This is a genomic window from Sphingomonas chlorellae (genome assembly GCF_056485145.1).
In genome coordinates, this window is record NZ_JBQXXM010000001.1 from 1237350 (window position 1) to 1260725 (window position 23376).

General features: G+C 71.8%; 27 protein-coding genes and 1 tRNA gene. 17 read left to right on the forward strand and 11 right to left on the reverse strand.

The window, feature by feature from the left end:
- The first annotated feature begins 60 nt into the window (after positions 1 to 60).
- The 3 genes from ubiM to ACT3CF_RS05680 all read left to right on the forward strand — a co-directional run bounded on the left by ubiM (position 61) and on the right by ACT3CF_RS05680 (position 2414).
- Positions 61 to 1230 carry a 5-demethoxyubiquinol-8 5-hydroxylase UbiM gene (gene ubiM, locus ACT3CF_RS05670; protein ID WP_478421004.1) on the forward strand — a complete coding sequence of 390 codons (1170 nt, stop codon included), beginning with the start codon at positions 61 to 63 and terminating at the stop codon, positions 1228 to 1230.
- Between the two features lie 126 nt (positions 1231 to 1356).
- Positions 1357 to 1989 carry a PadR family transcriptional regulator gene (locus tag ACT3CF_RS05675; RefSeq protein ID WP_478421006.1) on the forward strand — a complete coding sequence of 211 codons (633 nt, stop codon included), beginning with the start codon at positions 1357 to 1359 and terminating at the stop codon, positions 1987 to 1989.
- 83 nt (positions 1990 to 2072) lie between these two features.
- Positions 2073 to 2414: a DUF2218 domain-containing protein gene (locus ACT3CF_RS05680; RefSeq protein WP_478421007.1), complete on the forward strand. Its 342-nt coding sequence runs from the start codon at positions 2073 to 2075 to the stop codon at positions 2412 to 2414.
- Positions 2415 to 2426: 12 nt separating this feature from the next.
- On the opposite strand, the gene ACT3CF_RS05685 is transcribed toward ACT3CF_RS05680, so the two are convergent.
- Positions 2427 to 3581, reverse strand: a complete 1155-nt coding sequence (locus tag ACT3CF_RS05685) for a glycosyltransferase family 4 protein (protein WP_478421009.1) — start codon at positions 3579 to 3581, stop codon at positions 2427 to 2429.
- Positions 3582 to 3724: 143 nt separating this feature from the next.
- Here ACT3CF_RS05685 and radA point away from each other — a divergent pair, with 143 nt between their 5' ends.
- The 5 genes from radA (at position 3725) to ACT3CF_RS05710 (ending at position 8534) form a co-directional block, all read left to right on the forward strand.
- Positions 3725 to 5101 carry a DNA repair protein RadA gene (gene radA / locus ACT3CF_RS05690; RefSeq protein WP_478421011.1) on the forward strand — a complete coding sequence of 459 codons (1377 nt, stop codon included), beginning with the start codon at positions 3725 to 3727 and terminating at the stop codon, positions 5099 to 5101.
- A gap of 75 nt (positions 5102 to 5176) precedes the next feature.
- Positions 5177 to 5809, forward strand: coding sequence for a CvpA family protein (locus ACT3CF_RS05695; protein ID WP_478421012.1), 633 nt, complete (start codon positions 5177 to 5179; stop codon positions 5807 to 5809).
- Positions 5810 to 5905: 96 nt separating this feature from the next.
- Positions 5906 to 6367, forward strand: coding sequence for an iron-sulfur cluster assembly scaffold protein (locus ACT3CF_RS05700; protein WP_478421013.1), 462 nt, complete (start codon positions 5906 to 5908; stop codon positions 6365 to 6367).
- Entirely contained in the window at positions 6367 to 8163 is a 1797-nt protein-coding gene (locus tag ACT3CF_RS05705; protein WP_478421014.1) for a cation:proton antiporter domain-containing protein, read from the forward strand. Before ACT3CF_RS05700 ends, ACT3CF_RS05705 begins: the two co-directional genes overlap by 1 nt.
- On the forward strand, positions 8160 to 8534 hold the full coding sequence (locus tag ACT3CF_RS05710; RefSeq protein ID WP_478421016.1) for a DUF423 domain-containing protein: 375 nt from the start codon (positions 8160 to 8162) through the stop codon (positions 8532 to 8534). The genes ACT3CF_RS05705 and ACT3CF_RS05710 overlap by 4 nt, the downstream gene beginning before the upstream one ends.
- 107 nt (positions 8535 to 8641) lie before the next feature.
- Here ACT3CF_RS05710 and ACT3CF_RS05715 read toward each other — a convergent pair whose 3' ends face one another.
- The 4 genes from ACT3CF_RS05715 to ACT3CF_RS05730 are packed head-to-tail and all read right to left on the reverse strand — an operon-like array spanning position 8642 to position 12623.
- Complete coding sequence (locus tag ACT3CF_RS05715) at positions 8642 to 10543, reverse strand: M1 family metallopeptidase (protein ID WP_478421018.1); 1902 nt, start codon at positions 10541 to 10543, stop codon at positions 8642 to 8644.
- Positions 10544 to 10601: 58 nt separating this feature from the next.
- Positions 10602 to 10979 carry a hypothetical protein gene (locus ACT3CF_RS05720; RefSeq protein WP_478421020.1) on the reverse strand — a complete coding sequence of 126 codons (378 nt, stop codon included), beginning with the start codon at positions 10977 to 10979 and terminating at the stop codon, positions 10602 to 10604.
- A 7-nt stretch (positions 10980 to 10986) separates the two neighbouring features.
- The gene (aroB, locus tag ACT3CF_RS05725) at positions 10987 to 12087 is read right to left on the reverse strand and encodes a 3-dehydroquinate synthase (RefSeq protein ID WP_478421021.1); all 1101 of its coding nucleotides are present in this window, start codon (positions 12085 to 12087) and stop codon (positions 10987 to 10989) included.
- On the reverse strand, positions 12084 to 12623 hold the full coding sequence (locus ACT3CF_RS05730) for a shikimate kinase (RefSeq protein WP_478421022.1): 540 nt from the start codon (positions 12621 to 12623) through the stop codon (positions 12084 to 12086). Before ACT3CF_RS05730 ends, aroB begins: the two co-directional genes overlap by 4 nt.
- Positions 12624 to 12698: 75 nt before the next feature.
- Between ACT3CF_RS05730 and ACT3CF_RS05735 the strand changes: the two genes are divergently transcribed.
- From ACT3CF_RS05735 to ACT3CF_RS05750, 4 genes are all read left to right on the forward strand, one after another.
- Positions 12699 to 12836 (forward strand): hypothetical protein, encoded by a 138-nt coding sequence (locus ACT3CF_RS05735; RefSeq protein ID WP_478421023.1) that lies wholly within the window; start codon positions 12699 to 12701, stop codon positions 12834 to 12836.
- On the forward strand, positions 12817 to 14613 hold the full coding sequence (locus ACT3CF_RS05740) for a hypothetical protein (RefSeq protein ID WP_478421024.1): 1797 nt from the start codon (positions 12817 to 12819) through the stop codon (positions 14611 to 14613). Before ACT3CF_RS05735 ends, ACT3CF_RS05740 begins: the two co-directional genes overlap by 20 nt.
- A 65-nt stretch (positions 14614 to 14678) precedes the next feature.
- Positions 14679 to 15575, forward strand: a complete 897-nt coding sequence (locus ACT3CF_RS05745; protein WP_478421371.1) for a tyrosine-type recombinase/integrase — start codon at positions 14679 to 14681, stop codon at positions 15573 to 15575.
- A 10-nt stretch (positions 15576 to 15585) separates the two neighbouring features.
- Positions 15586 to 16533, forward strand: a complete 948-nt coding sequence (locus ACT3CF_RS05750) for an acetyl-CoA carboxylase carboxyltransferase subunit alpha (protein ID WP_478421025.1) — start codon at positions 15586 to 15588, stop codon at positions 16531 to 16533.
- 178 nt (positions 16534 to 16711) lie between these two features.
- Here the strand turns inward: ACT3CF_RS05750 and ACT3CF_RS05755 are convergent, their stop codons facing one another.
- The 3 genes from ACT3CF_RS05755 to ACT3CF_RS05765 form a co-directional block, all read right to left on the reverse strand.
- Positions 16712 to 16870, reverse strand: a complete 159-nt coding sequence (locus tag ACT3CF_RS05755) for a Flp family type IVb pilin (RefSeq protein ID WP_478421027.1) — start codon at positions 16868 to 16870, stop codon at positions 16712 to 16714.
- 173 nt (positions 16871 to 17043) lie between these two features.
- Complete coding sequence (locus ACT3CF_RS05760) at positions 17044 to 17208, reverse strand: Flp family type IVb pilin (RefSeq protein WP_478421029.1); 165 nt, start codon at positions 17206 to 17208, stop codon at positions 17044 to 17046.
- A gap of 131 nt (positions 17209 to 17339) precedes the next feature.
- Entirely contained in the window at positions 17340 to 17525 is a 186-nt protein-coding gene (locus ACT3CF_RS05765; protein WP_478421031.1) for a Flp family type IVb pilin, read from the reverse strand.
- Between the two features lie 75 nt (positions 17526 to 17600).
- On the opposite strand from ACT3CF_RS05765, the gene ACT3CF_RS05770 reads away from it, so the two are divergent.
- On the forward strand, positions 17601 to 18023 hold the full coding sequence (locus tag ACT3CF_RS05770; protein ID WP_478421372.1) for a (deoxy)nucleoside triphosphate pyrophosphohydrolase: 423 nt from the start codon (positions 17601 to 17603) through the stop codon (positions 18021 to 18023).
- A 15-nt stretch (positions 18024 to 18038) separates the two neighbouring features.
- On the opposite strand, the gene ACT3CF_RS05775 is transcribed toward ACT3CF_RS05770, so the two are convergent.
- Positions 18039 to 18872 carry a class I SAM-dependent methyltransferase gene (locus ACT3CF_RS05775; protein WP_478421032.1) on the reverse strand — a complete coding sequence of 278 codons (834 nt, stop codon included), beginning with the start codon at positions 18870 to 18872 and terminating at the stop codon, positions 18039 to 18041.
- Positions 18873 to 18914: 42 nt separating this feature from the next.
- On the opposite strand from ACT3CF_RS05775, the gene ACT3CF_RS05780 reads away from it, so the two are divergent.
- From ACT3CF_RS05780 to ACT3CF_RS05795, 4 genes are read left to right on the forward strand one after another with little or no spacing between them, the layout of a single operon-like run.
- Positions 18915 to 19694 (forward strand): double zinc ribbon domain-containing protein, encoded by a 780-nt coding sequence (locus ACT3CF_RS05780; RefSeq protein ID WP_478421034.1) that lies wholly within the window; start codon positions 18915 to 18917, stop codon positions 19692 to 19694.
- A 32-nt stretch (positions 19695 to 19726) separates the two neighbouring features.
- On the forward strand, positions 19727 to 19984 hold the full coding sequence (gene grxC / locus ACT3CF_RS05785) for a glutaredoxin 3 (protein WP_478421036.1): 258 nt from the start codon (positions 19727 to 19729) through the stop codon (positions 19982 to 19984).
- On the forward strand, positions 19981 to 20802 hold the full coding sequence (locus ACT3CF_RS05790) for a carbon-nitrogen hydrolase family protein (RefSeq protein ID WP_478421037.1): 822 nt from the start codon (positions 19981 to 19983) through the stop codon (positions 20800 to 20802). Before grxC ends, ACT3CF_RS05790 begins: the two co-directional genes overlap by 4 nt.
- Positions 20799 to 21305 carry a DUF1178 family protein gene (locus tag ACT3CF_RS05795; protein ID WP_478421039.1) on the forward strand — a complete coding sequence of 169 codons (507 nt, stop codon included), beginning with the start codon at positions 20799 to 20801 and terminating at the stop codon, positions 21303 to 21305. Before ACT3CF_RS05790 ends, ACT3CF_RS05795 begins: the two co-directional genes overlap by 4 nt.
- 55 nt (positions 21306 to 21360) lie before the next feature.
- On the opposite strand, the gene ACT3CF_RS05800 is transcribed toward ACT3CF_RS05795, so the two are convergent.
- Both ACT3CF_RS05800 and ACT3CF_RS05805 read right to left on the reverse strand, forming a co-directional pair.
- Positions 21361 to 21437: transfer RNA gene (locus ACT3CF_RS05800), tRNA-Arg, on the reverse strand.
- Positions 21438 to 21905: 468 nt separating this feature from the next.
- Positions 21906 to 23270 carry a M28 family metallopeptidase gene (locus tag ACT3CF_RS05805; RefSeq protein ID WP_478421041.1) on the reverse strand — a complete coding sequence of 455 codons (1365 nt, stop codon included), beginning with the start codon at positions 23268 to 23270 and terminating at the stop codon, positions 21906 to 21908.
- Between the last annotated feature and the right edge of the window lie 106 nt (positions 23271 to 23376).

Here is a 23376-nt window from a genome sequence, read left to right on the forward strand (position 1 = left end):
GCAACGCTCGCGGTCGCCGCCCGGCGCAGCAACGGGGGCCAGCAACCAGGGAGGCCGGACATGGAATGCGACGTCATCATCGTGGGCGGCGGCCCGGCGGGGCTCGCCTTTGCGCGCTCGCTCGACGATGCGGGGCTCGACGTCGTGATCGTCGAACGCCAGCCCGAGGCGGCGCTTGCCGAACCGGCGTTCGACGGGCGCGAGATCGCGTTGACCCAGCATTCGATCCGCCTGCTCAAGGGGTTGGGGGCATGGGATTTCCTGAAGCCCGAGGACGTCGCGCCGCTGCGCAAGGCGCGCGTGCTCAACGGTGCGTCCCCCTTTGCGCTCACCTTCGATCCGGGCGACGCGCCCGAGGGCGAACTGGGGATGCTCGTCCCCAACCATCGCATCCGCGCCAGCCTTTATGACGCGCTGGCCGGCCAGGCGGGCGTCCGGCTGCTCGCCGGGCGCGGCGTGACGCGGGCCGAGGCGCGCCGCGACGCCGCCGAGGTCGAACTCGACAATGGCGAGACGCTGCGGGGCCGCTTGCTCGTCGCGGCGGACTCACGCTTTTCGTTCATCCGCGACCAGCTCGGCATTTCGGCCGAGATCAACCGGCTCCAGCGGTCGATGATGGTCGTGCGCGTGCGCCACGAGCGCGATCATCAGGGGATCGCGACCGAATGGTTCGATCATCACCAGACGTTCGCGATGCTCCCGCTCAACGGCAACCAGTCGTCGGCGGTGCTCACGCTTCCTGCACAGGCGATGGAGGCGGTGGCCGCACTCGACGACGCGGCGCTCGGGGCCGAGCTCACCCGTCGCTATTCGGCGCGGCTCGGCCGGCTGGAAGTGGCAAGCTCGCACCATGTCTATCCGCTCGCGACGACCTGGTCGCGCCATTTCGCGGCGACGCGCGCGGCGCTGATCGGCGACGCGGCGGTGGGGATGCACCCGGTGACGGCCCACGGCTTCAACCTGGGGCTCAGCGGGCAGGCGATCCTCGCGGCCGAGGTGCGCGAGGCCAAGCGGCGGGGCCGCGATATCGGCGGCACCGGCCTGCTCCGTCGTTTCGAGCGCGCACACCGTACCGCGAGCTGGCCGCTCTATGCCGGCACCAACCTGATCGTGCGCGTCTATACCGATGAATCGATGCCCGCGCGGGTGATCCGCCACGCCGGCCTGCGCCTCGGTGCCCGGCTGCCGCTCGTCCGCCAGTCGGTGCGCACGATGCTGATGGCGCGTTAGGCGCCGCCAACGCACGCCGCGATCCGGATGCGGAAAAGGGTGCTCGACGAAAATCGTCGGCACCCTCTTGTGCGATCCGTTTCAAGATATATCTTGAGCGCATCAAGAATCGCTCAAGAGGCATTTATGCATAGTTTTATCAAGGGTGCCGACTGCCGGCACGGCATGGCCGCGATGATGTTCGGCGGTCGCGGGCATCGTGGCGGCTGGGATCGCGGCTGGGGCGGCAGCCCCTTTGGCGGCGGTTTCCCGGGAGACGGCGGCCGCGGCGGTCGCGGGCATGGCGGTCGCGGCCGGCGGATGTTCGAGGGCAGCGAGCTGCGCCTCATCCTCCTCCATCTCCTCGCCGAACAGCCGCGTCACGGCTATGACCTGATCCGCGAGATCGAGGCGCGCAGCAACGGCGCCTATGCGCCCAGCCCGGGCGTGGTCTATCCGACGCTCACGATGCTCGCCGACATGGGGCTGATCGCCGAGGCCGATACCGGCGGCGCGCGCAAGACCTATGCGATCACGGCCGAGGGCGAGGCGGAACTCGCCCAGTCCGCGGCCACCGTCGCGGCACTGGTCGAACGCCTCGGCCAGCTCGGCGAGGCGCAGGCGCGCAACGATGCCGGGCCGGTGCGCCGCGCGCTCGGCAACCTGCGCACGGTGCTGCACGAACGGCTCCACCGCGACGATAGCGATACCGAGACGCAGCACGCGATCGCCGAAATCCTCGACGACGCGGCCCGGCGGATCGAGCGGCTCGACGGCTGATCCGACCTGCGCGGTGGCGGCCGTGCCTTGTCCCGGCCGCCATCCCCGCCACATTGCCGTCGACGCCCTGTACGGAGCCGAGCATGACCGAAAGCGTTCCCGATCCCGCCGTTGCAGCCGCCGCCACCGCGCGCGTGCCCACCGCCAGCGCCAGCCGTTATCTCCAGCAATTGTGCAAACACTGGTCGCACAATCTCGCGGTGCGCTTCACGCCCGAACAGGGCGAGGTCGTGTTCCCGCGTGAGGGGCGTGCCGGCATTTTCCCAGGCGATGCGACCGTCACCTTCGTCGCCGAGCCCGAAGCGCTGGTCGTCCGCATCGCCGCGAGCACGCCCGCGCAATGCGCCGCGCTTCAGGATGTGGTGGCGCGCCACCTCGATCGCTTTGCCTTTCGCGAGGCGCCGCTGGCGTTCGACTGGCGCTGAGCCGCCGGTGCGTCAGTCGCCCGCGCGGGCGCGCGCCAGCTCCAGATAGGCGTCGAGCACCGCCTGGTTCGCGGTCTCCCACACATAACCCGCCGCCCGGGCGCGTCCGGCCAGGCTGAATCGGTGGCGCAACGCCGGGGCGCGCACCAGCGTCTCGATCGCGTCGGCATAGCCCGCGACGTCGGTGGGATCGACCAGAAAGCCCGTCACGCCCTGTTCGATCAGGTCGACGGCACCCGTCGCGCGTGCGGCGACGACGGGAACGCCCGCCGCCATGCTCTCGGTGGTGACGTTGCCGAACGTCTCGGTGACCGAGGGGTTGAAGAACACGTCCATCGACGCGACCGCCCGACCCAGATCGTCGCCCGACTGGAAACCGGCAAAGATCGCCTCGGGCGCCTGCTCGGCGAACCATTGCTCGGCGGGGCCCTTGCCGATCACCAGCACCTTGTGCGGCACGCCGCGACGGCGAAGCTCGGCGACCACCTCGGCAAAGATGTCGAGGCCCTTTTCCTTCACCAGCCGGCCCAGAAAGCCCAGCGCGACCGCGTCGTCGGGGATGCCCAGCCCGCGCCGCCATTCCAGGCTGCGCCGGTCGGGGCGGAAACGGTGATGGTCGATCCCGCGCGACCAGATCGTCATCGGCGCGGTGACGCCCCAGCTGCGCAGCAGGTCGACCATGCTCTGCGACGGCGGCATCACCCGGTCGAACCGGTTGTAGAAGCGCTTCTGGATGCCGATGATCAGCGGCTCGAGAAAGCCGACGCGGTAATAGCGGAAATAGGTTTCGAAGCGCGTGTGGACCGATGCCACCGCGGGGACGCCGTGCCGGTGCGCCCATTTGACCGCGGCATGGCCCAGGAATTCGGGCGCCGAGCAATGGACGATGTTGGGCGCAAACGCTTCGAGGTCGCGGCGCACGCGCGCGGGGAGCCCGCGCGCGAGCCGGTATTCGTCGCGCCCCGCGGGCAGCGGCACCGACGGCACGTCGACCAGATCGCCGGTCGGCGCGAAGGCGGGGGTCGCCGTCGTCGGCGAATAGACGCGCAGCGTCACGCCCGCCGCCAGCAGGTGCGCGGCGAGCAGGTTCAGCGCCTGGTTGGCGCCGTCGCGGACATAGTTATAGTTGCCGCTGAAAAGGGCGACACGGAGGTCGGAGGCGTTCATCGCACCGTGCGCATAGCCGGGGCGGGCAGGGGCGGCAACCGGGGGAAGCGCCCGATTGCAGGCGCGGCGCCCCCGCCATGCCGCGTCGGATGCGATGCGCTTGTCTGTTCCCTTTTCGTTTCGCCTGGGCTAGCCTTGCCGCCATGGCAAAGCCCCAGAAGCGCTATGTGTGTCAGGTCTGCGGATCGGTCTCGTCCAAATGGGCGGGGCAATGCGGCGATTGCGGTGAATGGAACACGATGGTCGAGGATGCGGGGGCCGTGGCGCCCACGCCCTTTCAGGCGCGCCACAATCTCCAGTCGGGCGGTCGCACGATCCAGCTCAGCGGGCTCGACGCCGAAATCCCGCTCCCCGAACGCATGGCGACGGGGATCGCCGAACTCGATCGCGCGCTCGGCGGCGGTTTCGTCGAGGCGTCGGCGACGCTGATCGGCGGCGATCCGGGCATCGGCAAGTCCACGCTGCTGCTCCAGGCCGCGGCACGGCTCGCCGCGGCGGGGCGCAGCGTCGCCTATGTCTCGGGCGAGGAGGCGGCGGATCAGGTCCGGCTGCGCGCGCGCCGGCTGGGGCTGGGGCAGGCGCCGGTCCAGCTCGCGGCGGCGACGTCGGTGCGCGACATCCTCACCACGCTCGGTGCGGGGACGCCGCCCGACCTGCTCATCATCGATTCGATCCAGACGATGCATTCCGACCTGATCGAAGGTGCGCCGGGCACCGTCAGCCAGGTGCGCGCCGCCTCGGGCGAACTGATCCGCTTTGCCAAGGAACGCGGCACCGCGCTCGTGCTTGTCGGCCATGTCACCAAGGACGGCAGCATCGCCGGGCCGCGCGTGCTCGAGCATATGGTGGACACCGTGCTCGCGTTCGAGGGCGAGCGCAGCCATCTCTACCGCATCCTGCGCGCGGTGAAGAACCGCTTCGGCGGCACCGACGAGATCGGCGTGTTCGCGATGCACACCGACGGCCTCACCGAAGTCGGCAATCCCTCGTCGCTGTTCCTCACCCAGCGCGACGAGAATGTCAGCGGCACCGTCGTCTTTCCCGCGCTCGAGGGCACGCGACCCGTGCTGGTCGAGGTGCAGGCGCTCACCGTCCGGCTCGCCAGCGGCGCGACCCCCCGCCGCGCGGTGGTCGGCTGGGATTCGGGGCGGCTCGCGATGATCCTCGCGGTGCTCGAGGCGCGATGCGGGCTCAGCTTCTCGGCATGCGAGGTCTATCTCAACATCGCCGGCGGTTATCGCGTCCAGGATCCCGCCGCCGATCTCGCGGTGGCGGCGGCGCTCGTCTCGGCACTGTCGGAGCGGCCGGTGCCCACCGACGCGGTGGCGTTCGGCGAGGTTGCGCTGTCGGGCGAGGTGCGCCCCGTCGCGCATGGCGCGCTGCGCTGTCGCGAGGCGGCAAAGCTCGGTTTCTCGCGCGCGCTCGGCCCGTCGGCCCAGGCGGCCGAATCGGGCGGGCTGGCGCTGTCGGGGTTCCGCTCGCTCGGCGCATTCGTCGATCATCTGCTCGGCCGCGGCTGAGCCCGTGCGGCGCATCCGCGGGCACCCTTTCGCGGGCGCGCCCGGCTCGGCTATAGGCGCCCGCGGGAGATGCGAATGACGCTTACCGGACTCGACATCATCGTGCTCATCGCGATCGGCGCCGCCGCGGTGATGGGCTTTCTGCGCGGTTTCGTGGCCGAGGTGCTGTCGCTGCTCGCCTGGCTGCTCGTCGTGATGGCGCTCAAGCTCTTCCACACGCCGCTGGCCGAGGTGCTGAGCGGCGTCGTCGGCACGGTCCAGGGGGGCGCGGTGCTGTCGTTCGCGCTGCTCACCGGCGGCACCTATCTCGGCGGCCGGCTGCTCGCCGCCAATATCGGCGGCCGCGTGCGCGACAGCTTCATCGGCCCGATCGACCGCGCGCTCGGCCTCGGTTTCGGCGCGCTCAAGGGGCTGATCCTCGTCAGCATCGCCTTCCTGCTGATCGTGCTCGTGCTCGACACCGTCGGCGGCGGGCCCGCGCACCGCCCGCAATGGATGCGCAGCGCCACCACCTATCCGATGCTCGACAAGACCAGCGCGACGATCGCCGACTTCGTCGACCGCCGGCGCAAGGGCGAGCCGGTGTTCGGCGGCGAAGACGATGCCGACAATGGCGCGGCGACCACCGACGACGATGCCGCGGCGAACGCCGCCACGCATCGCCCGCGCCCCGCCGCGACGCATCGCCGCCACAGCACCGATCGCTAGCGCGGCCGCGCCGCCGCGCCGTGCTGCGGCCGTTTTGCCATTTTTCGTGTCGGCGGGGGTCGCGCTTGCCGCCGCGGCACCCTAATCCATAGGGCGATGACCGTACCGCTTTACACCCCGCAGATCCTGCGGCTCGCCGCGTCGCTTCCCTTTGACGACCGGATCGCAACGCCGGGGGCCGAGGTCGAGCGGCGTTCGCGGACCTGCGGCAGCAGCGTGCGGGTTGCGGTGAGCGTCGACGCGTCGGGCCGGGTGGCGGCGGTGGCGGTGACGGCCCAGGCCTGTGCGCTCGGCCAGGCGTCGGCGGCTCTGCTGCGCGCGCAGGCGCCCGGCCGTTCGCCCGCCGCGCTCGAACAGGCGCGCGACGCGCTTGCCGACTGGCTTGCGGGAACGCGCGCCGACGCGCCCGACTGGCCCGGCATCGACGTGCTGGCCCCCGCACGCGACCATCCCGGCCGCCATCCCGCGATCCGCCTGCCGTTCGAGGCCGCGGCCGAGGCCGCGCACCGCGCCGCGGCCGCCGCCCCCCATTCCGCCGAACCCGAGGAGACCCGCTGATGGACGATCATGGCAGCATGTCGCTGCTGCGCGACGGGGTGCCGCTGCTCGGCTTCGCGCTGGTGTTCGTCCTGCTGTTCCGCCGGCTGGGGCTCGGCGCCACGCTGGGCTTCCTTGTCGCCGGCGCAATCGTCGGGCCGCAGGTGCTCGGGCTCGTCGGCGGCGCGCAGTCGAAGATGGGAATCGCCGAACTCGGCATCGCGCTGCTGCTGTTCCTCGTCGGGCTCGAACTCAGCCCCAGCCGGCTCTGGCGGATGCGGCGCGACATCTTCGGGCTCGGGCTGATCCAGGTGGTGCTGTGCGGCCTCGTCGTCTCGGCGATCGTCTGGTCGACGCACTTCTCGCTCGGCGCGTCGCTCGCGCTCGGGCTGCCGCTCGCGCTGTCGTCGACCGCGCAGGTGCTGCCGATGCTCCAGTCGGCGGGGCGGTTGCGCACGCCCTTCGGCGAACGCGCCTTCGCGATCCTGCTGTTCCAGGACCTGTCGATCGTCCCGCTCATCACGATCGTCGCTGCCCTTTCGCGCAATCCGGCCGACCAGGGCGGACCGCCGGGATGGGTGCTCGGCGCCTACACCGTCGCGGCGATCGTCGGGCTGGTGCTCGCGGGCCGTTTCCTGCTGCGCCCCTTCTTCCGGCTGATCGGCAATCTGGGCGAACGCGAGATGTTCGTCTTTGCCGGGCTGTTCGCGGTGATCGCCAGCGCGGCGATCATGCAGGCGCTGGGGCTGTCGGCGGCGCTGGGGGCATTCATCGCGGGCGTGATGCTCGCCGACTCGCCCTATCGGCACGAGCTCGAGGCCGATGTCGAGCCGTTCCGCGCGATCCTGCTCGGGCTGTTCTTCCTCGCGGTCGGCATGTCGCTCAACCTCCACGCCATCGCCGACCGGCCGCTGTTCGTCGCGGGCATGGCGCTCGCGCTCATCACCGCGAAGACCGTGCTCATCACCGGCATCGCGCGGCTGTTCGGCATGTCGGTGCGCCAGGCGTTCGGGCTCGGGCTGCTGCTCAGCCAGGGCGGCGAGTTCGGTTTCGTCCTCTTCGCCCAGGCCCAGCGCGCGCTGCTGATCGAGAACGAGGCGGCGAGCGTGTTCGGCGCGATCATCACGCTGTCGATGGCCACCACGCCGTTCCTGATGATGCTCGCGCGCCGCCTGCGCACCGACGAGGTCGCCGGCCCGCAGGCCGAGGCGGAGGACGAGCCCCAGGGCGACGGCAGCAACGCGATCGTCGTCGGCTATGGCCGCTTCGGCCAGACGGTCGCCCAGATGCTGATCGGTCAGAAGATCCCCGTGACGATCATCGACAACGACGTCGAGATGATCCGCACCGCGGGCGATTTCGGGATGAAGGTCTATTATGGCGACGGCACGCGCGTCGACCTGCTCCGCCGCGCAGGGGCGGAGGAGGCCGAACTGATCCTGTTCTGCCAGGACGGCGACGGCCTCGATACCGAATCGGTCGAGGCGATCCATCACAGCTTCCCGCGCGCGGCGATCTTCGTGCGCGCCTTCGACCGGCGCTCGGTGATGAAGCTGCGCGGCGCCCCTGTCGCGGGCGTGGTGCGCGAGGTGCTCGAAAGCGCGATTGTCATGGGCCGCCGCGCGATGGAGGCGGTCGGCGTCGACCTCGCCGAAATCGACCGGACCGAAAGCGAGTATCGCCGCCGCGACTATGAACGGCTCAAAGTGCAGAAGGAGCAGAATGATCTCTATGCCGCGCGGCACATCATGTTCAGCCACGCCAATACCGACGCTCCCGAAAAGCCGGATGACGCGCCGGCGGCGGAGGGCGCATGACCGCGGCTGACGCACCGCACGCCGCGCAGGCCGGGCGGTTGCTGGCGATGCTCGCCGCGCTGTCGGGCGCGCTCGCCGTCGCCGCGGGGGCGTTCGGCGCACACGGCGCCGTCGGCCAGGCGGCCGAATGGCTGCGTACCGGCGGGCATTATCAGCTCGTCCATGCGCTCGCGGCGCTCGTTGCGCTGCGCATGGGCGCGCGCGGTCCCGGCTGGGCGTTCGTCGCCGGTGCGGCGGTGTTCGCGCTGACGCTGTATGCGATGGCGCTCGGCGCGCCGCACTGGCTGGGCGCGGTGACGCCGATCGGCGGTGCGACGATGATCGGCGGCTGGCTCTGGCTCGCCGTCCATGCCGCACGCGGGCGGGGCTAGCGCATTTTGAACTCGGCCGCGTCGACGGTCGACGGCTCAGGAAATGCGGCTCCGGGCGACGGTGCGGGCGGGACGGGCCTTTCCCGCCGCCGCCCGACGACCTTCGTTTATTGACCCAAGATGCGCGCCACCCCGGCGACGACATTGGGGTGATAACCGGCCTTGTACTTGGCATAGAGGCGCTGCGCGATCGGCTTGCCCCAGTCGCCCTGCGCCACCAGATCCTTGTAGATCGGATAGATCAGCAGCCCGCGGCCCACGCTGCCCACCAGCCGTTCGACTGCGGGGATTGCGGGATCATAGCGGTTGGCGATCGCCAGTTCGCCCCAGGCCGACAGCACATAGGCGTTGGTCGACGCCGAAAGCCCCAGCGTCTCGTCGAGTTCCTTCAGCCGCGCGGGCGTCTGTCGCCGGTCGATCCCGTTGAGGAAGCGCAGCCATTGCTGCGTCGACCAGCCCTTCGGATCGACCGCTGCCGCCGGCCCGCCGGCATTGATCGCGGCAAGCTGCGCGTCGATCGCCTTCAGCGTCGCCGACTGAACATGCACGGCATTCTCGGGCACGCCCGGCTGATAGGCCCAGCGGTCGAGCTGGAGCTTTTCCTCCAGCACGCGGTCGCCGCGGATCAGGTGCGCGCGCAGGTCCGCCAGAAAGCCCGCGGTCGTCTGCGGCTGGAAGGCATGGCGATCGAAATAGCCGCGCAGATAGACGTCCCAGCGCGCGCGTCCCACGGTCTGCTCGATCGTGCGCAGGAAGGTCGAGCCCTTGAAATAATCGAGCTGGCCGAAGGTCGCGCCCGGATCGCCGTGCAGCCGCGTCGTCGGCGCCGCGGCGCCCCCGGCATCGGCGACGTCCTTCTTCAGCCCGTCCCATTCCAGGTCGGCGTCGGTCGCGGCGCGTTCCTTGCCGTACACCGCCTCCATGATGCGGTTCTCGAAATAGGTGGTGAAGCCCTCGTTCAGCCAGCTGTCCGACCAGGTGGCGTTGGTGACGAGGTTGCCCGACCAGCTATGCGCCAGTTCGTGCGCCACCACGTCGACGTTCGACTTGTCGCCGGTGATGATCGTCGGCGTCAGGAAGGTGAGGGTGGGGTTCTCCATACCCCCATACGGAAAGCTCGGCGGCAGGACGAGCATGTCGTAGCGGCCCCAGCGATAGGGGCCGTACAGCGCCTGCGCCGCGTCGATCATCTTCTCGACATCGGCGACCTCGGCCGCGGCGGCGTCGAGCATGGCGGGTTCGGTCCACACGCCCGCGCGCGGCCCGACCGGCTTGAACGCCAGGTCGCCTACCGCCATCGCGATCAGATAGGGCGGCACCGGCCGGTCCATGCGGAAACGGAAGCGGTGGCGTCCTTCGCCCGCGGGGACGCCCTTGGCGCCGTCGATCCGCTCGCCGCTCATCACCGCGACCAGGTCGGCGGGGACGGTCAGCGTCGCTTCCCAGGTCTGGCGGATGCCGGGGCTGTCCTGCGTCGGGATCCAGCTGCGATTGTTGATCGGCTGGCCCTGGCTGAACAGATAGGGCTTCTTCTTGCCTGCGGTCAGCGCCGGGTCGAGCCACTGGAGCGCCGATGCGCCGGGTGCGGTCGCGTAATGGACGACGATCCGCCGCGCGCCGTTCAGCGTCACGGTCAGCGGCGCGCCGATCTCGCCCTCGGCCTTGCCGACGGTATAGGCGAGCGGCCGGCCCGCGCCGTCGGTGATCCGCGCGATCGCCAGCCCGTCGTCGTCGAGCACGATCTCGTTCGCGCCCGGTGCGGTCAGCAGGTCGAGCGTCGCGGTCCCCTTCAGCGTCCGCGTCGCGAAATCGACGCTCAGGTCCAGCGCGACGTGCGTGACGCGCGCGATCTCGGGGCGCGCGTGCGTCCACACGTCGCGCGCCTCGGGCGTCGTCAGTATCGGCGCGGGCGCCGCCGCCTGCCGCGTCTGGGCATGGAGGGGGGAGAGGGCGAGGGCAGGCGCGACCAGCATCGTCGTCGCGCTCAGGGCAAGGGTCAGGATGCGCATGACCGCGATGGGTAAGCCGCGTCGTCGCCAACGGCAATGCCCCGCACGTCGCGGGCGGTCAGTCGATCCGCCCCGGGATCAGCCGGATCGCGATCGGCGGCGCGATCGGCGTCCAGCCGTGCGCCGCCAGCACGTCGTTGCTCTCGCGCGGCGTGCGTCCCCGCGCACGGTCGATCGACCAGGTGATGTGATAGCGGCTGCCGTCGGGGCGCATGGTGTCGCCGTCGATCGCGACGACCAGCGCTTCCACCCCCGCACCGTCGTCGACATGCCCCACCACCGCCGCCTCGGCGGGCGTCGCGGGCAGCGGCGCGTCGGTCGCGAAGGCCAGCGTGACGTGGTGCGCGATTGCGTCCGGCCAGCGCGGCGGGAAGCGTGCGAACAGCCGGTCGCGATCGTCGGCGTCGAGCAGCCAGCCGATCGCGCGCGCTGCCATCCCGGGTTCAGCGCGGCTGCGCGTCGAGGAACGCCGCCACCGCGTCGAGGTCGACCGTCTTGTCGAGATAGGTCTGCCCGATGCCGCGCGCGAGCAGGAAGGGCAGCGTGCCGCCCGCCATCTTCTTGTCGTGCAGCATGTGCGCGACCAGCGCGGCGCCGTCGGCGGCGATCCCCGTCGCGGCCAGCCCGTCGGGCAGCCCGACGGCGCGCAGATGCGCCGCCACGCGCGCGGCATCCTCGGCCGGGCACAACCCCTGCGCCGCCGAAAAGCCATAGGCGAGCGCGGTCCCGGCCGCGACGCCCTCGCCATGGAACAGCCGTTCCGAAAAACCCGTCTCGGCCTCGAGCGCATGGCCAAAGGTGTGACCGAGGTTCAGCAGCGCGCGCCGGCCGCGCGTCTCGCGCTCGTCCTCGGCGACGATCCGCGCCTTGGCCGCCACCGAATGCGCGATGGCATGCGCGCGCGCCGCCGGGTCGCCCGCCAGCAGCGCGGCGGCATTCGCCTCGCACCATTCAAAGAACCGGGGATCGTCGATCAGCCCGTATTTGACGACCTCGGCATAGCCCGCGCGCAACTGGCGGGCGGGCAGCGTGTCGAGCACTTGCGGGTCGATCAGCACCATCGCCGGCTGGTGGAACGCGCCGATCAGGTTCTTGCCCGCGCGCGTGTTGATCGCGGTCTTGCCGCCCACCGACGAATCGACCTGGGCGAGCAGCGTCGTCGGGATCTGCACGAACCCGCAGCCGCGCTTCAGGATCGCGGTGGCAAAGCCGACCAGGTCGCCGATCACGCCGCCGCCCAGCGCGATGACATGGTCGCTGCGCTCGACGCCCAGGCCCAGCAGCCGGTCGGTCAGCGCCTCCAGCTCCGCCCAGCTCTTGGTGCCCTCGCCGGGCGGCAGCACGATCGCCTCGCTCGCGATTCCCGCCGCGTCCAGGCCGGCGCGCAGCGTCGCCAGGTGCGGGCGCAGATTGGCGTCGGTGACGATCGGCATCGGCCGTCCGCGCGCCAGCGGGGCCAGGATCTCGCCCGCGCGGGCGATCAGCCCCGCCTCGATGCGGACGTCATAGCTGCGCGCGCCCAGCGCGACGGGAACGATGGTCACAGGTTCAGGGCCTTCAGGATCGCTTCGACGGTCATTTCGTGCGGGCCGGCGACGCTTTTCACCCGCACCGGCGCCAGCGCATAGAGCGGGTTGCGCACCGCGGCCAGCGCGCGCAGCGTCTCTTCGGGGTCGCGGCCGCGCAGCAGCGGGCGCGTGTCGCGCCGCCGCACGCGGTCGGCGAGCACCGCCGGCTCGGCATCGAGCCAGATCGCCAGCGCCCGGTCGAGGATCAGCGCGCGCGTCTCGGGATTGATGAACGCGCCGCCGCCGGTCGCCACCACGCGGGGCGTCCCGTCGATCAGCCGCGCGATCACGCGCCGTTCGCCGTCGCGGAAATGCGCCTCGCCGAACCGGTCGAAAATATCGGTCACGGTCATCCCCGCCGCACGCTCGATCTCGTGATCGGCATCGACGAACGGCAACCGCAGCCGCTGGGCCAGCCGACGGCCCACCGTCGTCTTGCCCGCACCCATCAGGCCGACCAGGACGATCGGCTTCCCCGTCCAGGGGCGTTCGCTCGCTTGCGCTTCCAACATCTTCGGGGGGCTATACAGCGGTGCTGCCTGTCGGGCAAAAGGCGGCGTCGTTTTTCAGATCACGGGCCTTTTTTCATGTCGCGTTCGCTTGCCCTGCTCCTTCTCGTCATCGTGCTCCTGGTCGGGGGCGTCCTCTATCTGTCGACCCGCACCAGCGTGAAGGAACCGACGCGTGTGGAGAAGGTGGTCCCGCTTGAAAACCTCGCCAAGTAAGGCACGGCGCGCCGCCCTGTTCGGGGCGCTGGTCGCGATCGGCGTGCCGGCGCTCGGGCAGGACAAGCCCGAATCGCTGCTTCCCCCCGGCTTCGACGAACCGGCCGCGCCGCGCGCCGCGCCGGCCCAGCCTGCGCCCGCTGCCGCCCCCGCGGCGCCTGCGCCCGCCGCCCCGGCAGGCGGTGCCGCGGCGTCGCCCGATGCGCCGCTCGACGGCAACCTGTCGGGCGCGGTGTTCGGCAGCGCGCAGGGCGCGGCGCCCGACCTGTCGCGTTACGAGCTGCCCGAGTTCGCGCGCCACTCGCTGTCGCGCGTCGGCATTGTCGCGGGCGGCAACACGCCGTTCGCCGCCACCGCGTTCGGCAACAGCGACGGGCGCTGGCTGCGCACGCTGATGCGGCGGCTCGATGCGCCGATCGCCTCGCGCTGGGTGTCGATCGCGCTGCGCCGTGCGCTGATGTCGGCGGTCGACACGCCCGCCAATCTCAACGGCGCCGATTTCGCGGCCGAGCGCGCCTGGCTGCTGCTGCGCATGGGCGAGGCGAATGCCGCGCGCGCGGTGATCGCCTATGTCGACGTCGAGGATTATTCGCCCTGGCTCTACCAGGTGGCGATGCAGTCGGCGATGGCCAGCGCCGATCCCGCCGCGCTCTGCCCCGTCGCCGATGCTGCCGTCGCCCAGACCGGCAATCGCAACTGGGCGCTCGCGCGTGCGGTGTGCGCCGGGCTGGCGGGCAAGGCGCAGGCGGCGCAGGCGCTGTTCGACGACGCGCGGCGCGGCACCCCCGCTTCGGCGATCGACAACCAGCTTGCCCAGCGCGCGCTGGGGCTGGGGGCACAGGGCCGCCGTTCGGCGACGATCGACTGGGTCGGCGTTACCGAGCTGACGAGCTGGCGCTGGGGCATGGCGACCGCGATGGGGGTCGATGTGCCCGACGCGCTCTACGACGTCGCCGCGCCGCAGGTCCGTTACTGGCAGGCGGTGGCGCCCGCGCTCGCGCCCGCGGCGCGCGTGGCGGCGGCCGAATCGGCGGCTGCGGCGGGGGTGTTCTCCAATGCCGGGCTCGTCGATCTCTATGGCGAGATCGACCAGGAAGGCGGCGCGCGTGATGCGGTTGCCGACACCGTCCGCGACCTGCGCACCGCGCACGCCGCGGCAGACACCGGCGCGCGGCTCAAGGCGATTCAGCGGCTGTGGTTCGCGGTCGACGATCCGCGCACCCGCTATGCGCGGCTCGTGCTCACCGCTCGCGCCGCTTCGTGGATTCCCGCCGATCCCAAGGTCGAATCGCCCGAGCTGCTGATCGCCTCGATGCTCAGCGCGGGCTATGACGCCGCGGCGATGGAGTGGCACGGCGTCGTCAAGCCGGGGACCGAGGCGTGGGCGCTGCTCACGCTCGCCGAGCCCGGCCCAATGCGCAAGGTCCAGGCGAGCGACCTCAGCCTGCTCGCCTCGGCGGCGGGGCAGCGCAAGGCGCAGATCGTGCTCGCCGGGCTCGCCGGGCTCGGGCGGCTCGGCGTCGACGATGCGCGCCAGCAGGCCGAGGCGCTGGGGGTTCAGCTCGGCGCCGCCAACCATTGGACCGACGCGATCGACGCGGCCGGGATGCGCGGCGACGCCGGCACCGTCGCGCTGCTCGCGGGGGTGGGGATGCAGGCGCGGCGCTGGTCGTCGATCACGCCCGAGGCGCTGTTCCACATCGTCGCGGCGATGCGGGCGGCGGGAATGGGCACCTATGCCCGCATGGTCGCGGTCGAGGCGCTGACGCGCGCGTGAGCGGCGAGGGCGATGCCGCGCCCGGCGCCGATGCGCCCGCCGGTCCGGCGGGGCCGGGCGACGCGGTGCTGATCGACCGGTTCTGCGAGATGCTGCGGGCAGAGGCGGGGGCGGCGGCCAACACCGTGCTCGCCTATGCCACCGACCTGCGGCTCGCCTCGCAGGCGCTGGGCGGCGCGCTCGCCGCGGCGACGCGTCCCGATCTGGAACGGCTGGGCGAAGGCTGGGGTGCGCTGTCGCGGGCGACGGTTGCGCGCAAGGCGGCGGCGCTGCGCCGCTTCTTCGCCTTTCTGGCCGAGGAGGGGTTCCGCCCCGACGATCCCGGCGGCGCGCTCCCCCGGCCGGGGGCCGGCCGCGCACTGCCGCGCGTGCTCGGCACCGCCGATGTCGACCGGCTGTTCGCGGTCATTGCCGAACGGATCGCGCGCGATCCGCCCGATCCGCTCGACCTGCGCCTCGCCGCGCTGATCGAGCTGCTCTACGGCTCGGGGCTGCGCGCCACCGAACTCGTGTCGTTGCCGCGCGCCGCGATCGCGCCCGATCGCCCCTATCTGATCCTCAAGGGCAAGGGCGGGCGCGAACGCATGGTGCCGATCTCCGATCGCGCCCGCGCCGCGGTTGCCGAATGGCGCGCGCATGTGCCCGCCGATCAGCCCTGGCTGTTCCCGTCGGGCGCGGGGCATCTTTCGCGCGTGCGGCTGTTCCAGCTCGTGCGCGCGCTCGCGGCGGCGGCGGGGATTCCGCCCGATCGCGTCAGCCCGCACGTCCTGCGCCACGCCTTCGCCACGCACCTGCTCGAAGGCGGCGCCGACCTGCGCGCGCTCCAGGCGATGCTCGGCCATGCCGATATCGGCACGACCGAAATCTACACGCATGTCGACAGCCGGCGGCTGGTCGAACTGGTCAATGAACGGCATCCTTTGCCTGCGGCACTCGTTGACGCGAACCGCCGCGGGGCCTAACCGCGCAGCGATGGCTAGCTTCCTCGACTTCGAGAAACCGATCGCCGAGCTTCAGGGCCGGATCGACGAACTTCGCCGCACCGCCGAGGGCGGCGCGGTCAATATCGACGCCGAAATCGCGCCGCTTCAGGCGAAATCCGATCGGCTGTTGCAAGAAACCTACGCCCGGCTGACGCCGTGGCAGAAGACGCAGGTCGCCCGGCACCCGGAACGGCCGCACTTCAAGCATTATGTCGCCGGGCTGATCGACGACTTCATGCCGCTTGCCGGCGACCGCGCCTTTGCCGACGATTCGGCGATCCTGGGCGGGCTCGGCCGGTTCCGCGGGCGTCGCGTCGTCGTGATCGGACATGAAAAGGGCGACGACACCGCCAGCCGCCTCAAGCACAATTTCGGCATGGGCAAGCCCGAGGGGTATCGCAAGGCGATCCGCCTGATGCGCCTTGCCGACAAGTTCCGGCTGCCGGTGGTGACGCTGGTCGATACCTCGGGCGCGTTTCCCGGCGTCCAGGCCGAAGAGCGCGGCCAGGCCGAAGCGATCGCGCGTTCGACCGAACAGTGCCTCAACCTCGGCGTTCCCGTGGTCGCGGCGATCCTCGGCGAAGGCGGTTCGGGCGGCGCGGTGGCGCTCGCGGCGGGCAACGCCGTGCTGATGATGGAACATGCGGTCTATTCGGTGATCTCGCCCGAAGGCTGCGCGTCGATCCTGTGGCGCACCGCCGACAAGGCGGCCGATGCGGCCGAGGCGATGAAGGTCACGGCGCAGCATCTGAAGGAACTGGGCGTGATCGACCGGATCATTCCCGAACCGCTCGGCGGCGCGCATCGCGATCCGGCGGCGGCGATCGCCGGGCTCGGCGACGCGATCGAGGAATCGCTGCACCGCTTCGACGGGCTCGCCCCCGATGCGCTGCGCCAGGCCCGCCGCGCCAAGTTCCTGGCGATGGGCCGCTTCTGACCGCGATTCGCCGGACGGGGCAGGGCGCGCGCCGGTGGTGCCGTGGCCCGGCGATCGTCGGGCCGGCCCGCTGAACGCAAAACGAGGGGCGCGGCATGGGCCGGCCCCTCGCATTGTTTTCGACACATCGCTTTGGTCGATGCTGCGCTGCCCCGCCTTGGGCGGCGGGGCGGCGGCATTACGACTTCATGTTCGACGAGACGTTGTCGAAGGTCTTGGTGAGCTGGTTGCCCAGGCCCTGCATCGCGGCAATCGCGGCCACGGCGATCAGCGCGGCGATCAGGCCGTACTCGATCGCTGTCGCGCCCTTGCGGTTCGACAAAAGCTTGCGGATCATCTCTGTTTCCCTTCCTGCCCCGCCCGGGGCCGTTCGCAAATGGGATGACGTGCGGTCATCGGTGCACAGGCGGGCGGGGCGGAGGTCCGGGCGGTGCCCGGAACCTCGACCTTTCGGTCGGGCGGCCGGCTTTCACGCCGCCGCCCGCGCCCGAACCGTCTCGCGTGCCGTGATTACGACTTCATGTTCGACGAAACGTTGTTGAACGTCTTGGTGAGCTGGTTGCCCAGGCCCTGCATCGCGGCGATGGCGGCGACGGCGATCAGCGCGGCGATCAGGCCGTACTCGATCGCGGTGGCGCCCTTGGAATTCTTGAGGAAGTTGCGAATCTTCTGCATCTCGGTCTCCACGTTCGGAAGGAAGCTTCATTTACCCGGCCGACCAGGATTTCCCTGATCCGACGCGGATGACCGTAAGCGGGCGGGGTAAAGAAAGGGCTAAGTGGAGACGTTACGAAATGCTTTCCAACTCAGCCCGATGCCGACTGGACGCGCATGCTGACGTTGTTCCACATCTGCGTCGTCGTCGCGCCGAACTCGGTCAGCGCGGCGATGATCGCGATGACGATCAGCGCCAGGATGAAGCCATATTCGACCGCCGTCGCGCCGCGACGGTCGCGGGAAAGGGATTGAAGGGCCTTCCACATCTGTCGCATCGCGCTCGCTTTTCCGCCGATTGCGCTCGGTCATAGCCAAGGAGAGTTAACGAAGTGTCGAAGGCCGAATCCGCAATGCTGCGGGATGGCGAGCCGCACCGCCGGCCGCTGTTCGTCGTCGCCGCCGCGCTGGTCGATTCCGCGGGGCGCGTGCTCGTCCAGCAGCGCCCGGAGGGCAAGGCGATGGCCGGGCTGTGGGAGTTTCCCGGCGGCAAGGTCGAGCCCGGCGAAACGCCCGAGGCGGCGCTGGTGCGCGAGCTCGACGAGGAACTGGCGATCGCCGTTCCGCCCGCGGCGCTCGTGCCGCTCACCTTCGCCAGCGAACCGCTCGACGGCCGCCAGCTCATCCTGCTGCTCTATGTCGCGCGCGAATGGCAGGGGGAGCCGCGCGCGCGGCACGCCACCGCGCTGCGCTGGTGCGCGCCCGACGCGTTGCGTGCGCTCGCGATGCCGCCGGCCGACGCGCCCTTCATCGACGCGCTCGTCCGCCTCGGCTGAGCGCGCCGCCCGCGGTCAGTGGCGCGCGTTGAGCGCCGCTGCCAGCGATGCGGTGGCGCTTCCCGGCCGCGCCGCCTTGGGCTGGCTCGGGTCGGGCGCCCATCCGGTCAGGTAGACGATCTCGAACCGTTCGGGCGTGCGCCCGTCGGGGTCGGCGCGCTCGGCGAATTCGGCTGCGGCGGCGGCCAGCGTCGCGCGGCCGATCGGCGGCGCGCCCGGCAACAGGCTCGTCGCCGCCATCCCGCGCAGGTCGCCCAGCAGCCGCGCCAGCCCGGCATAGCGCACCGTCAGCGTCTCGACATCGGCGACCTGGAGCGCAAAGCCTGCGCGCGTGAGCAGGTCGCCCGCCGCGCGCACCTCGATCTGCGGGTGAAAGCGCGCCGCCGGCCGTTCGGCCTCGGCGGCCATCATCGTGCTGCGCAGCGTCGTCAGCGTCCCGGCCCCCAGGAACGCGCCCAGGAACAGCCCGTCGGGCCGCAGCACGCGCCGCGCCAGCGCCAGCGCGCCGGGGACGTCGTTGACCTGGTCGAGCACGCCCGCGCACACGACCAGGTCGAAACTCGCATCGGCAAAGGGCATCCGGTCCTCGTCGCCCTGCACCCCGCCTGCTGCGCGGGCAAAGCCGAACCCCGCGTCCATCCGCGCGATCCGGGCGCCCGGCAGGTCGAAGGCGGCGTCGAAACAGCCCAGGTCGAGCACGTCGGCGAACGGGCGTTTCACCATCGCCAGCCGGTCGGCGATCCCTTCCAGCATGTGCTGGCGCAGGAAATCATGCCCCGCATAGTCGGGGCGGGCGCGGTCGCGGCGGCGGCGACGCAGCGCGCGGTCAAAGATCTCGGAGTCGGACACGCGGCCGCTTGTGCAGCGGCCCGCCCGCGGCGACAAGAGCATGTGCGTCCCGCCGCCGCCCTTGCCTGGATCGCCACGCTGGCGCTGCCCCCGCGCTGCCCCGGCTGCGGCGCCGTGGCCGATGCCGACCACCGCTTCTGCGCCGCGTGCTGGGCCGGGCTGCGCTTCCTCGGACCGCCCTGGTGCGCGCATTGCCACCGCCCGTTCGCGCAGGACCGGGGGGAGGGGGCACGCTGCGCACCGTGCCTTGCCGATCCGCCGCCGCACCACGGTGTGCGCGCCGCGGTCGCCTATGGCCCCGTCGCGCGCCGCGTCGCGCTCCGCCTCAAATATGGCCGCCGCCTCGCGCTCGCCGAGACGATGGCGCGAGCGATGCGGCGGCTGCTCCCGCCCGACGCCGATCTGGTGGTTCCCGTCCCGCTGCACCGCCGCCGCCTCTGGTCGCGCGGGTTCAACCAGGCGCTGCTCATCGCCCGCGCGGTCGCCGGCCCCGTGGGGCTGCCCGTGCTGCCCGAGCTGATCCGCCGCCGCCGCGCGACGCCGCCGCTGCGCGCGATGGGCCCGGCCGCGCGCCGCCGGGCGCTGGCGGGGGCGTTCGCGCTTGCCCCCGATGCCGCGGCACGGCTTCGCGGCCGCCACGTCGTGCTCGTCGACGATGTCCACACGAGCGGCGCCACCGCCAATGCCTGTGCCCGGCTGCTCGTCCGCGCCGGCGCCGCGCGCGTCACGCTGCTCTGCTGGGCGCGCGTTCTCGATGCCGACGCCGACCCCGACCCCGCCGCCTCCGATTTTCCCCCGCCTCCGCACGCGCCCGCACATTGACAAGCCGTGCCCGGCACCACAGGTCTTGCGGCATGGCAAAGATCGAAATCTACACCAAGTCGCACTGCCCCTATTGCGCGCGCGCCAAGGCGCTGCTCGACAGCAAGGGCGCGCCGTTCGAGGAATATGAGATCTCGATGGGCGGCCCGAAGCGCGAGGAGATGATCCAGCGCGCGAACGGCCGCACCACGGTGCCCCAGATCTTCATCGACGGCCGCCACATCGGCGGCTGCGACGACATCGTCGCGCTCGATCAGCGCGGCGGGCTGGATCCCCTGCTCGCCGCATGAAGGCGGCGCTGCTCCAGATGACGAGCGGGATCGATCCGTCCCGCAATGCCCGCACGATCGTCGATGCCGTGGCCGCCGCCGCGGCGGGCGGGGCGGCGATGCTGTTCACGCCCGAAATGTCGGGGCTGCTCGATCGTGACCGCGCCCGCGCCGCCGCCGCGATCCGGGCCGAGGGCGACGATCCCGTGCTCGCCGCGGTCCGCGAAGCGGCGGCGCGGCACGGCATCTGGGTCCATCTCGGCTCGCTCGCGATCCGCCGCGACGACGGCGCGCTCGCCAATCGCGGCTTCGTGATCGACGCGGGCGGGGCGATCGTCGCGCGCTATGACAAGATGCACCTGTTCGACGTCGATCTCCCGGGCGGCGAGAGCTGGCGCGAATCGGCCAGCTATGTCGCGGGCGACGCGCCGGTGGTCGTCGAAACCCCGCTCGGCCCGCTCGGCCTCGCCATCTGCTACGACCTGCGCTTCCCCGACCTGTTCCGCGCGCTCAGCGACGCGGGCGCGACGCTGTTCGCCGTCCCCGCCGCCTTCACCCGGCCCACGGGTGCGGCGCACTGGCACGTCCTGCTCCGCGCCCGCGCGATCGAGGCGGGGGCCTTCGTCCTCGCCGCGGCACAGACCGGCACGCACGCGGACGGCCGCACCACCTATGGCCATTCGCTCGCGATCGACCCCTGGGGCGAATTGCTGTGCGACATGGGCGAGGCGCCCGGCCTCGCGTTCGTCGATCTCGATCCCGCCCGGCTCGACGCCGTGCGCGCGCGCATCCCCGCGCTGCGCCACCGTCGCGCGATTCCCCCGGTGGTCGCGCGATGATCGTGTTCGACCTCAAATGCCCCGCGGGCCATGTGTTCGAGGCGTGGTTCGGGTCGAGCACCGCCTATGAGGTTCAGCGCGCGCAGGGCCTCGTCGCGTGCCCGATGTGCGGCGATACCGGCATCGAAAAGGCCGTGATGGCGCCCAATGTCGCGGCCAAGGGCAATCAGCGGCCCGATCCCGTCCGCGCGCCCGCCGCGCCGGTTCCCACCGCTGGTCCCGCGCCCGCGTCGCCCGCCGCGGCCGAAGCCGGGCCGCCGCCGCCCGAAATGGTCAAGGCCGCGATGGCCGCGCTCGCGACGCTTCAGGCGCGGATGCTCGAAAAGTCGCAATGGGTCGGCAACGACTTTGCCGATCGCGCCCGCGCGATGCACCTGGGCGACGAACCCGCCGCGACGATCCACGGCCAGACCACGCCCGAACAGGCGCGCGAGCTGATCGAGGAGGGCGTGCCCGTCACCCCGCTCATCCTCCCCGTCGTCCCGCCCGAGGCGTGCAACTGAGCCGCGCGGCGCAGCCCCGGCGGGGCTGCCGGGCAGGGACGGCGATGTCGGAAACTGGTGCCCCGGGAGAGACTCGAACTCCCGACCTGCGGTTTAGGAAACCGTTGCTCTGTCCTGCTGAGCTACCGGGGCAACGGCCGAACGCCTAAAGTTCCCCGGCGACACGGTCAATCCACCCCCGCAAGATCCTCACCCCCGCCGCCGTCATCCCCAATCCTCCCCGGCCCCGCCGGGGAGGGGACCACCGGCCGCAAGGCCGGTGGCGGAGGGACCGCCGCGCGAGCGGCGGAACGCCCGCCAAGCAAACCCCAACGCCGACCCGCTATCCCCCAATCCGCCCCGGCCCCGCCGGGGAGGGGGACCACCGGCCGCAAGGCCGGTGGTGGAGGGGCCGCCGCGCGAGCGGCGGAACGCCCGCCACCCAAACCCCAACGCCGACCCGCTATCCCCCAATCCGCCCCGGCCGCGCCGGGGAGGGGGACCGCCGGCCGCAAGGCCGCTGGTGGAGGGGCCGCCGCGCCAGCGGCGGAACGCCCTGTCAGCGCAATCCCCCGCGCCTCGCCGCGCCCCCGGCCGTGCCGCGCCCCCGTCCGCGCCGGATCAGGGCCGCCCGCCCGGCTTCCACGCCGGCACGAACGTCGAATCGGCCAGCCAGCGGATGGGCCGCACCAGCGATCCGATCGCGCGCGCCATGAACGCGGTGTCCAGATTCTCGACCGTGTCGGTCGGCTGGTGATAGGTCGGCACCACCGCCCAGCCCGAAATCGTGTGCGCGACGATGCCCTTGAGCGCGAGCTGATAATTGTCCGAACGCTGGAAGAAGTTCTCCTCCGGATACGGATCGCCCGTCACCAGCGCCCCGTTGGCGCGCATCGTCTCGCCCAGGTTCGACCGGTCATAGCCGGTCATCATCATCGTCCCCGCGGGCAGCTTCGGATCCTGCGCGCCGATCATCTCGATCTCGATATTGGCGACGATGTCGGTCAGCGGCACCGGCGGATGCGCGGCGAAGTAGCGCGAACCGAACCCGCCCGCTTCCTCGCTGCCATAGGCGACGAACAGGATGCCGCGGCGGTGGCGCTTGCCCGCCAGCGCCTGCGCCAGTTCAAGCACGGCGGTGGTCCCCGACGCATCGTCGTTCGCCCCGGGCATCACCGTGCCGTCGGGGCGCACGCCCAGATGGTCGAGATGCGCCGACAGCAGGATCACGCCCGCCTTGGGGTCGGTGCCGGGGATGAAGCCTAGCGCGTTGGTCGTCACGGCGCGCGTCTCGGCGACGTCGAGCGTCAGCGCGAGTTCGGCATCGCCCGCGGCGGCGATGCGGTCGATCGCGGCGTCGGGCAGCGTCGCGATCATCGTGCGCGGCTCGAGATGCTCGCCGCCGAGATAGCTCGGCATCCGCGGCGCCCCGCCCAGCCGGGCATAGAGCGTTCGCGTCGCCTCGCTCTCGCGCACGATCACCAGCCGCGCGCGCCCCGGCGGCACGCCGCGCAGCGCCTTTTGCGGCGCCAGGTCGCGCGCGGTCATCACGACGATGTCGGCGTTCGGCAGCTTGGCGGGATCGTCGCCGTCAAAGATCGTCGCGCGCCCGTGTACGCCCGCGGTGCCGCCGATCAGCAGCGTCGGCGCGGGCAGCGGCGCACCGCCCAGCGTCAGCGTGGCCGGGCCGTTCAGCCGCGTCCGCACGATCGTCGCGGGCTGGACATAGGAATCGTGCCCCGGCGCCGTCGCCAGGCCATAGCCGCGGAACGCCGCGGCGACATAGGCGGCGGCCATCGCCTCGTCGGGGGTCGCGCTGCCGCGCCCGCGCAGCGCGGGGCCGGCCAGGTACGATTCGTGCGCGCGCACCGACGCTTCGGAAACCACCGGCTCGGCGGCGGCGCGCCGCGCGGGCTGCGCCGCGGCATCGGTGGCGATCAGCGCCAGTGCGGCACTGGCCAGGAACAGTCGATCGATCGGACGCACGCGCATTTCCCCCCGGGATTGATAAGGATGATGCGCGCGACGTTAGGCGCGGCTCCGGTGGCGGGCAACGCCCGTCGCAGCCCCCGTGTTGCGCCCGTTGCCCCCG

What these genes read in the sequence shown, in the direction of transcription:
- ubiM (WP_478421004.1), top strand. Translation starts at nt 61, where the DNA reads ATGGAATGCGACGTCATCATCGTGGGCGGCGGCCCGGCGGGGCTCGCC.
- ACT3CF_RS05675 (WP_478421006.1), top strand. Translation starts at nt 1,357, where the DNA reads ATGCATAGTTTTATCAAGGGTGCCGACTGCCGGCACGGCATGGCCGCG.
- ACT3CF_RS05680 (WP_478421007.1), top strand. Translation starts at nt 2,073, where the DNA reads ATGACCGAAAGCGTTCCCGATCCCGCCGTTGCAGCCGCCGCCACCGCG.
- ACT3CF_RS05685 (WP_478421009.1), bottom strand. Translation starts at nt 3,581, where the DNA reads ATGAACGCCTCCGACCTCCGTGTCGCCCTTTTCAGCGGCAACTATAAC.
- radA (WP_478421011.1), top strand. Translation starts at nt 3,725, where the DNA reads ATGGCAAAGCCCCAGAAGCGCTATGTGTGTCAGGTCTGCGGATCGGTC.
- ACT3CF_RS05695 (WP_478421012.1), top strand. Translation starts at nt 5,177, where the DNA reads ATGACGCTTACCGGACTCGACATCATCGTGCTCATCGCGATCGGCGCC.
- ACT3CF_RS05700 (WP_478421013.1), top strand. Translation starts at nt 5,906, where the DNA reads ATGACCGTACCGCTTTACACCCCGCAGATCCTGCGGCTCGCCGCGTCG.
- ACT3CF_RS05705 (WP_478421014.1), top strand. Translation starts at nt 6,367, where the DNA reads ATGGACGATCATGGCAGCATGTCGCTGCTGCGCGACGGGGTGCCGCTG.
- ACT3CF_RS05710 (WP_478421016.1), top strand. Translation starts at nt 8,160, where the DNA reads ATGACCGCGGCTGACGCACCGCACGCCGCGCAGGCCGGGCGGTTGCTG.
- ACT3CF_RS05715 (WP_478421018.1), bottom strand. Translation starts at nt 10,543, where the DNA reads ATGCGCATCCTGACCCTTGCCCTGAGCGCGACGACGATGCTGGTCGCG.
- ACT3CF_RS05720 (WP_478421020.1), bottom strand. Translation starts at nt 10,979, where the DNA reads ATGGCAGCGCGCGCGATCGGCTGGCTGCTCGACGCCGACGATCGCGAC.
- ACT3CF_RS05730 (WP_478421022.1), bottom strand. Translation starts at nt 12,623, where the DNA reads ATGTTGGAAGCGCAAGCGAGCGAACGCCCCTGGACGGGGAAGCCGATC.
- ACT3CF_RS05735 (WP_478421023.1), top strand. Translation starts at nt 12,699, where the DNA reads ATGTCGCGTTCGCTTGCCCTGCTCCTTCTCGTCATCGTGCTCCTGGTC.
- ACT3CF_RS05750 (WP_478421025.1), top strand. Translation starts at nt 15,586, where the DNA reads ATGGCTAGCTTCCTCGACTTCGAGAAACCGATCGCCGAGCTTCAGGGC.
- ACT3CF_RS05755 (WP_478421027.1), bottom strand. Translation starts at nt 16,870, where the DNA reads ATGATCCGCAAGCTTTTGTCGAACCGCAAGGGCGCGACAGCGATCGAG.
- ACT3CF_RS05760 (WP_478421029.1), bottom strand. Translation starts at nt 17,208, where the DNA reads ATGCAGAAGATTCGCAACTTCCTCAAGAATTCCAAGGGCGCCACCGCG.
- ACT3CF_RS05765 (WP_478421031.1), bottom strand. Translation starts at nt 17,525, where the DNA reads ATGCGACAGATGTGGAAGGCCCTTCAATCCCTTTCCCGCGACCGTCGC.
- ACT3CF_RS05770 (WP_478421372.1), top strand. Translation starts at nt 17,601, where the DNA reads ATGCTGCGGGATGGCGAGCCGCACCGCCGGCCGCTGTTCGTCGTCGCC.
- grxC (WP_478421036.1), top strand. Translation starts at nt 19,727, where the DNA reads ATGGCAAAGATCGAAATCTACACCAAGTCGCACTGCCCCTATTGCGCG.
- ACT3CF_RS05790 (WP_478421037.1), top strand. Translation starts at nt 19,981, where the DNA reads ATGAAGGCGGCGCTGCTCCAGATGACGAGCGGGATCGATCCGTCCCGC.
- ACT3CF_RS05795 (WP_478421039.1), top strand. Translation starts at nt 20,799, where the DNA reads ATGATCGTGTTCGACCTCAAATGCCCCGCGGGCCATGTGTTCGAGGCG.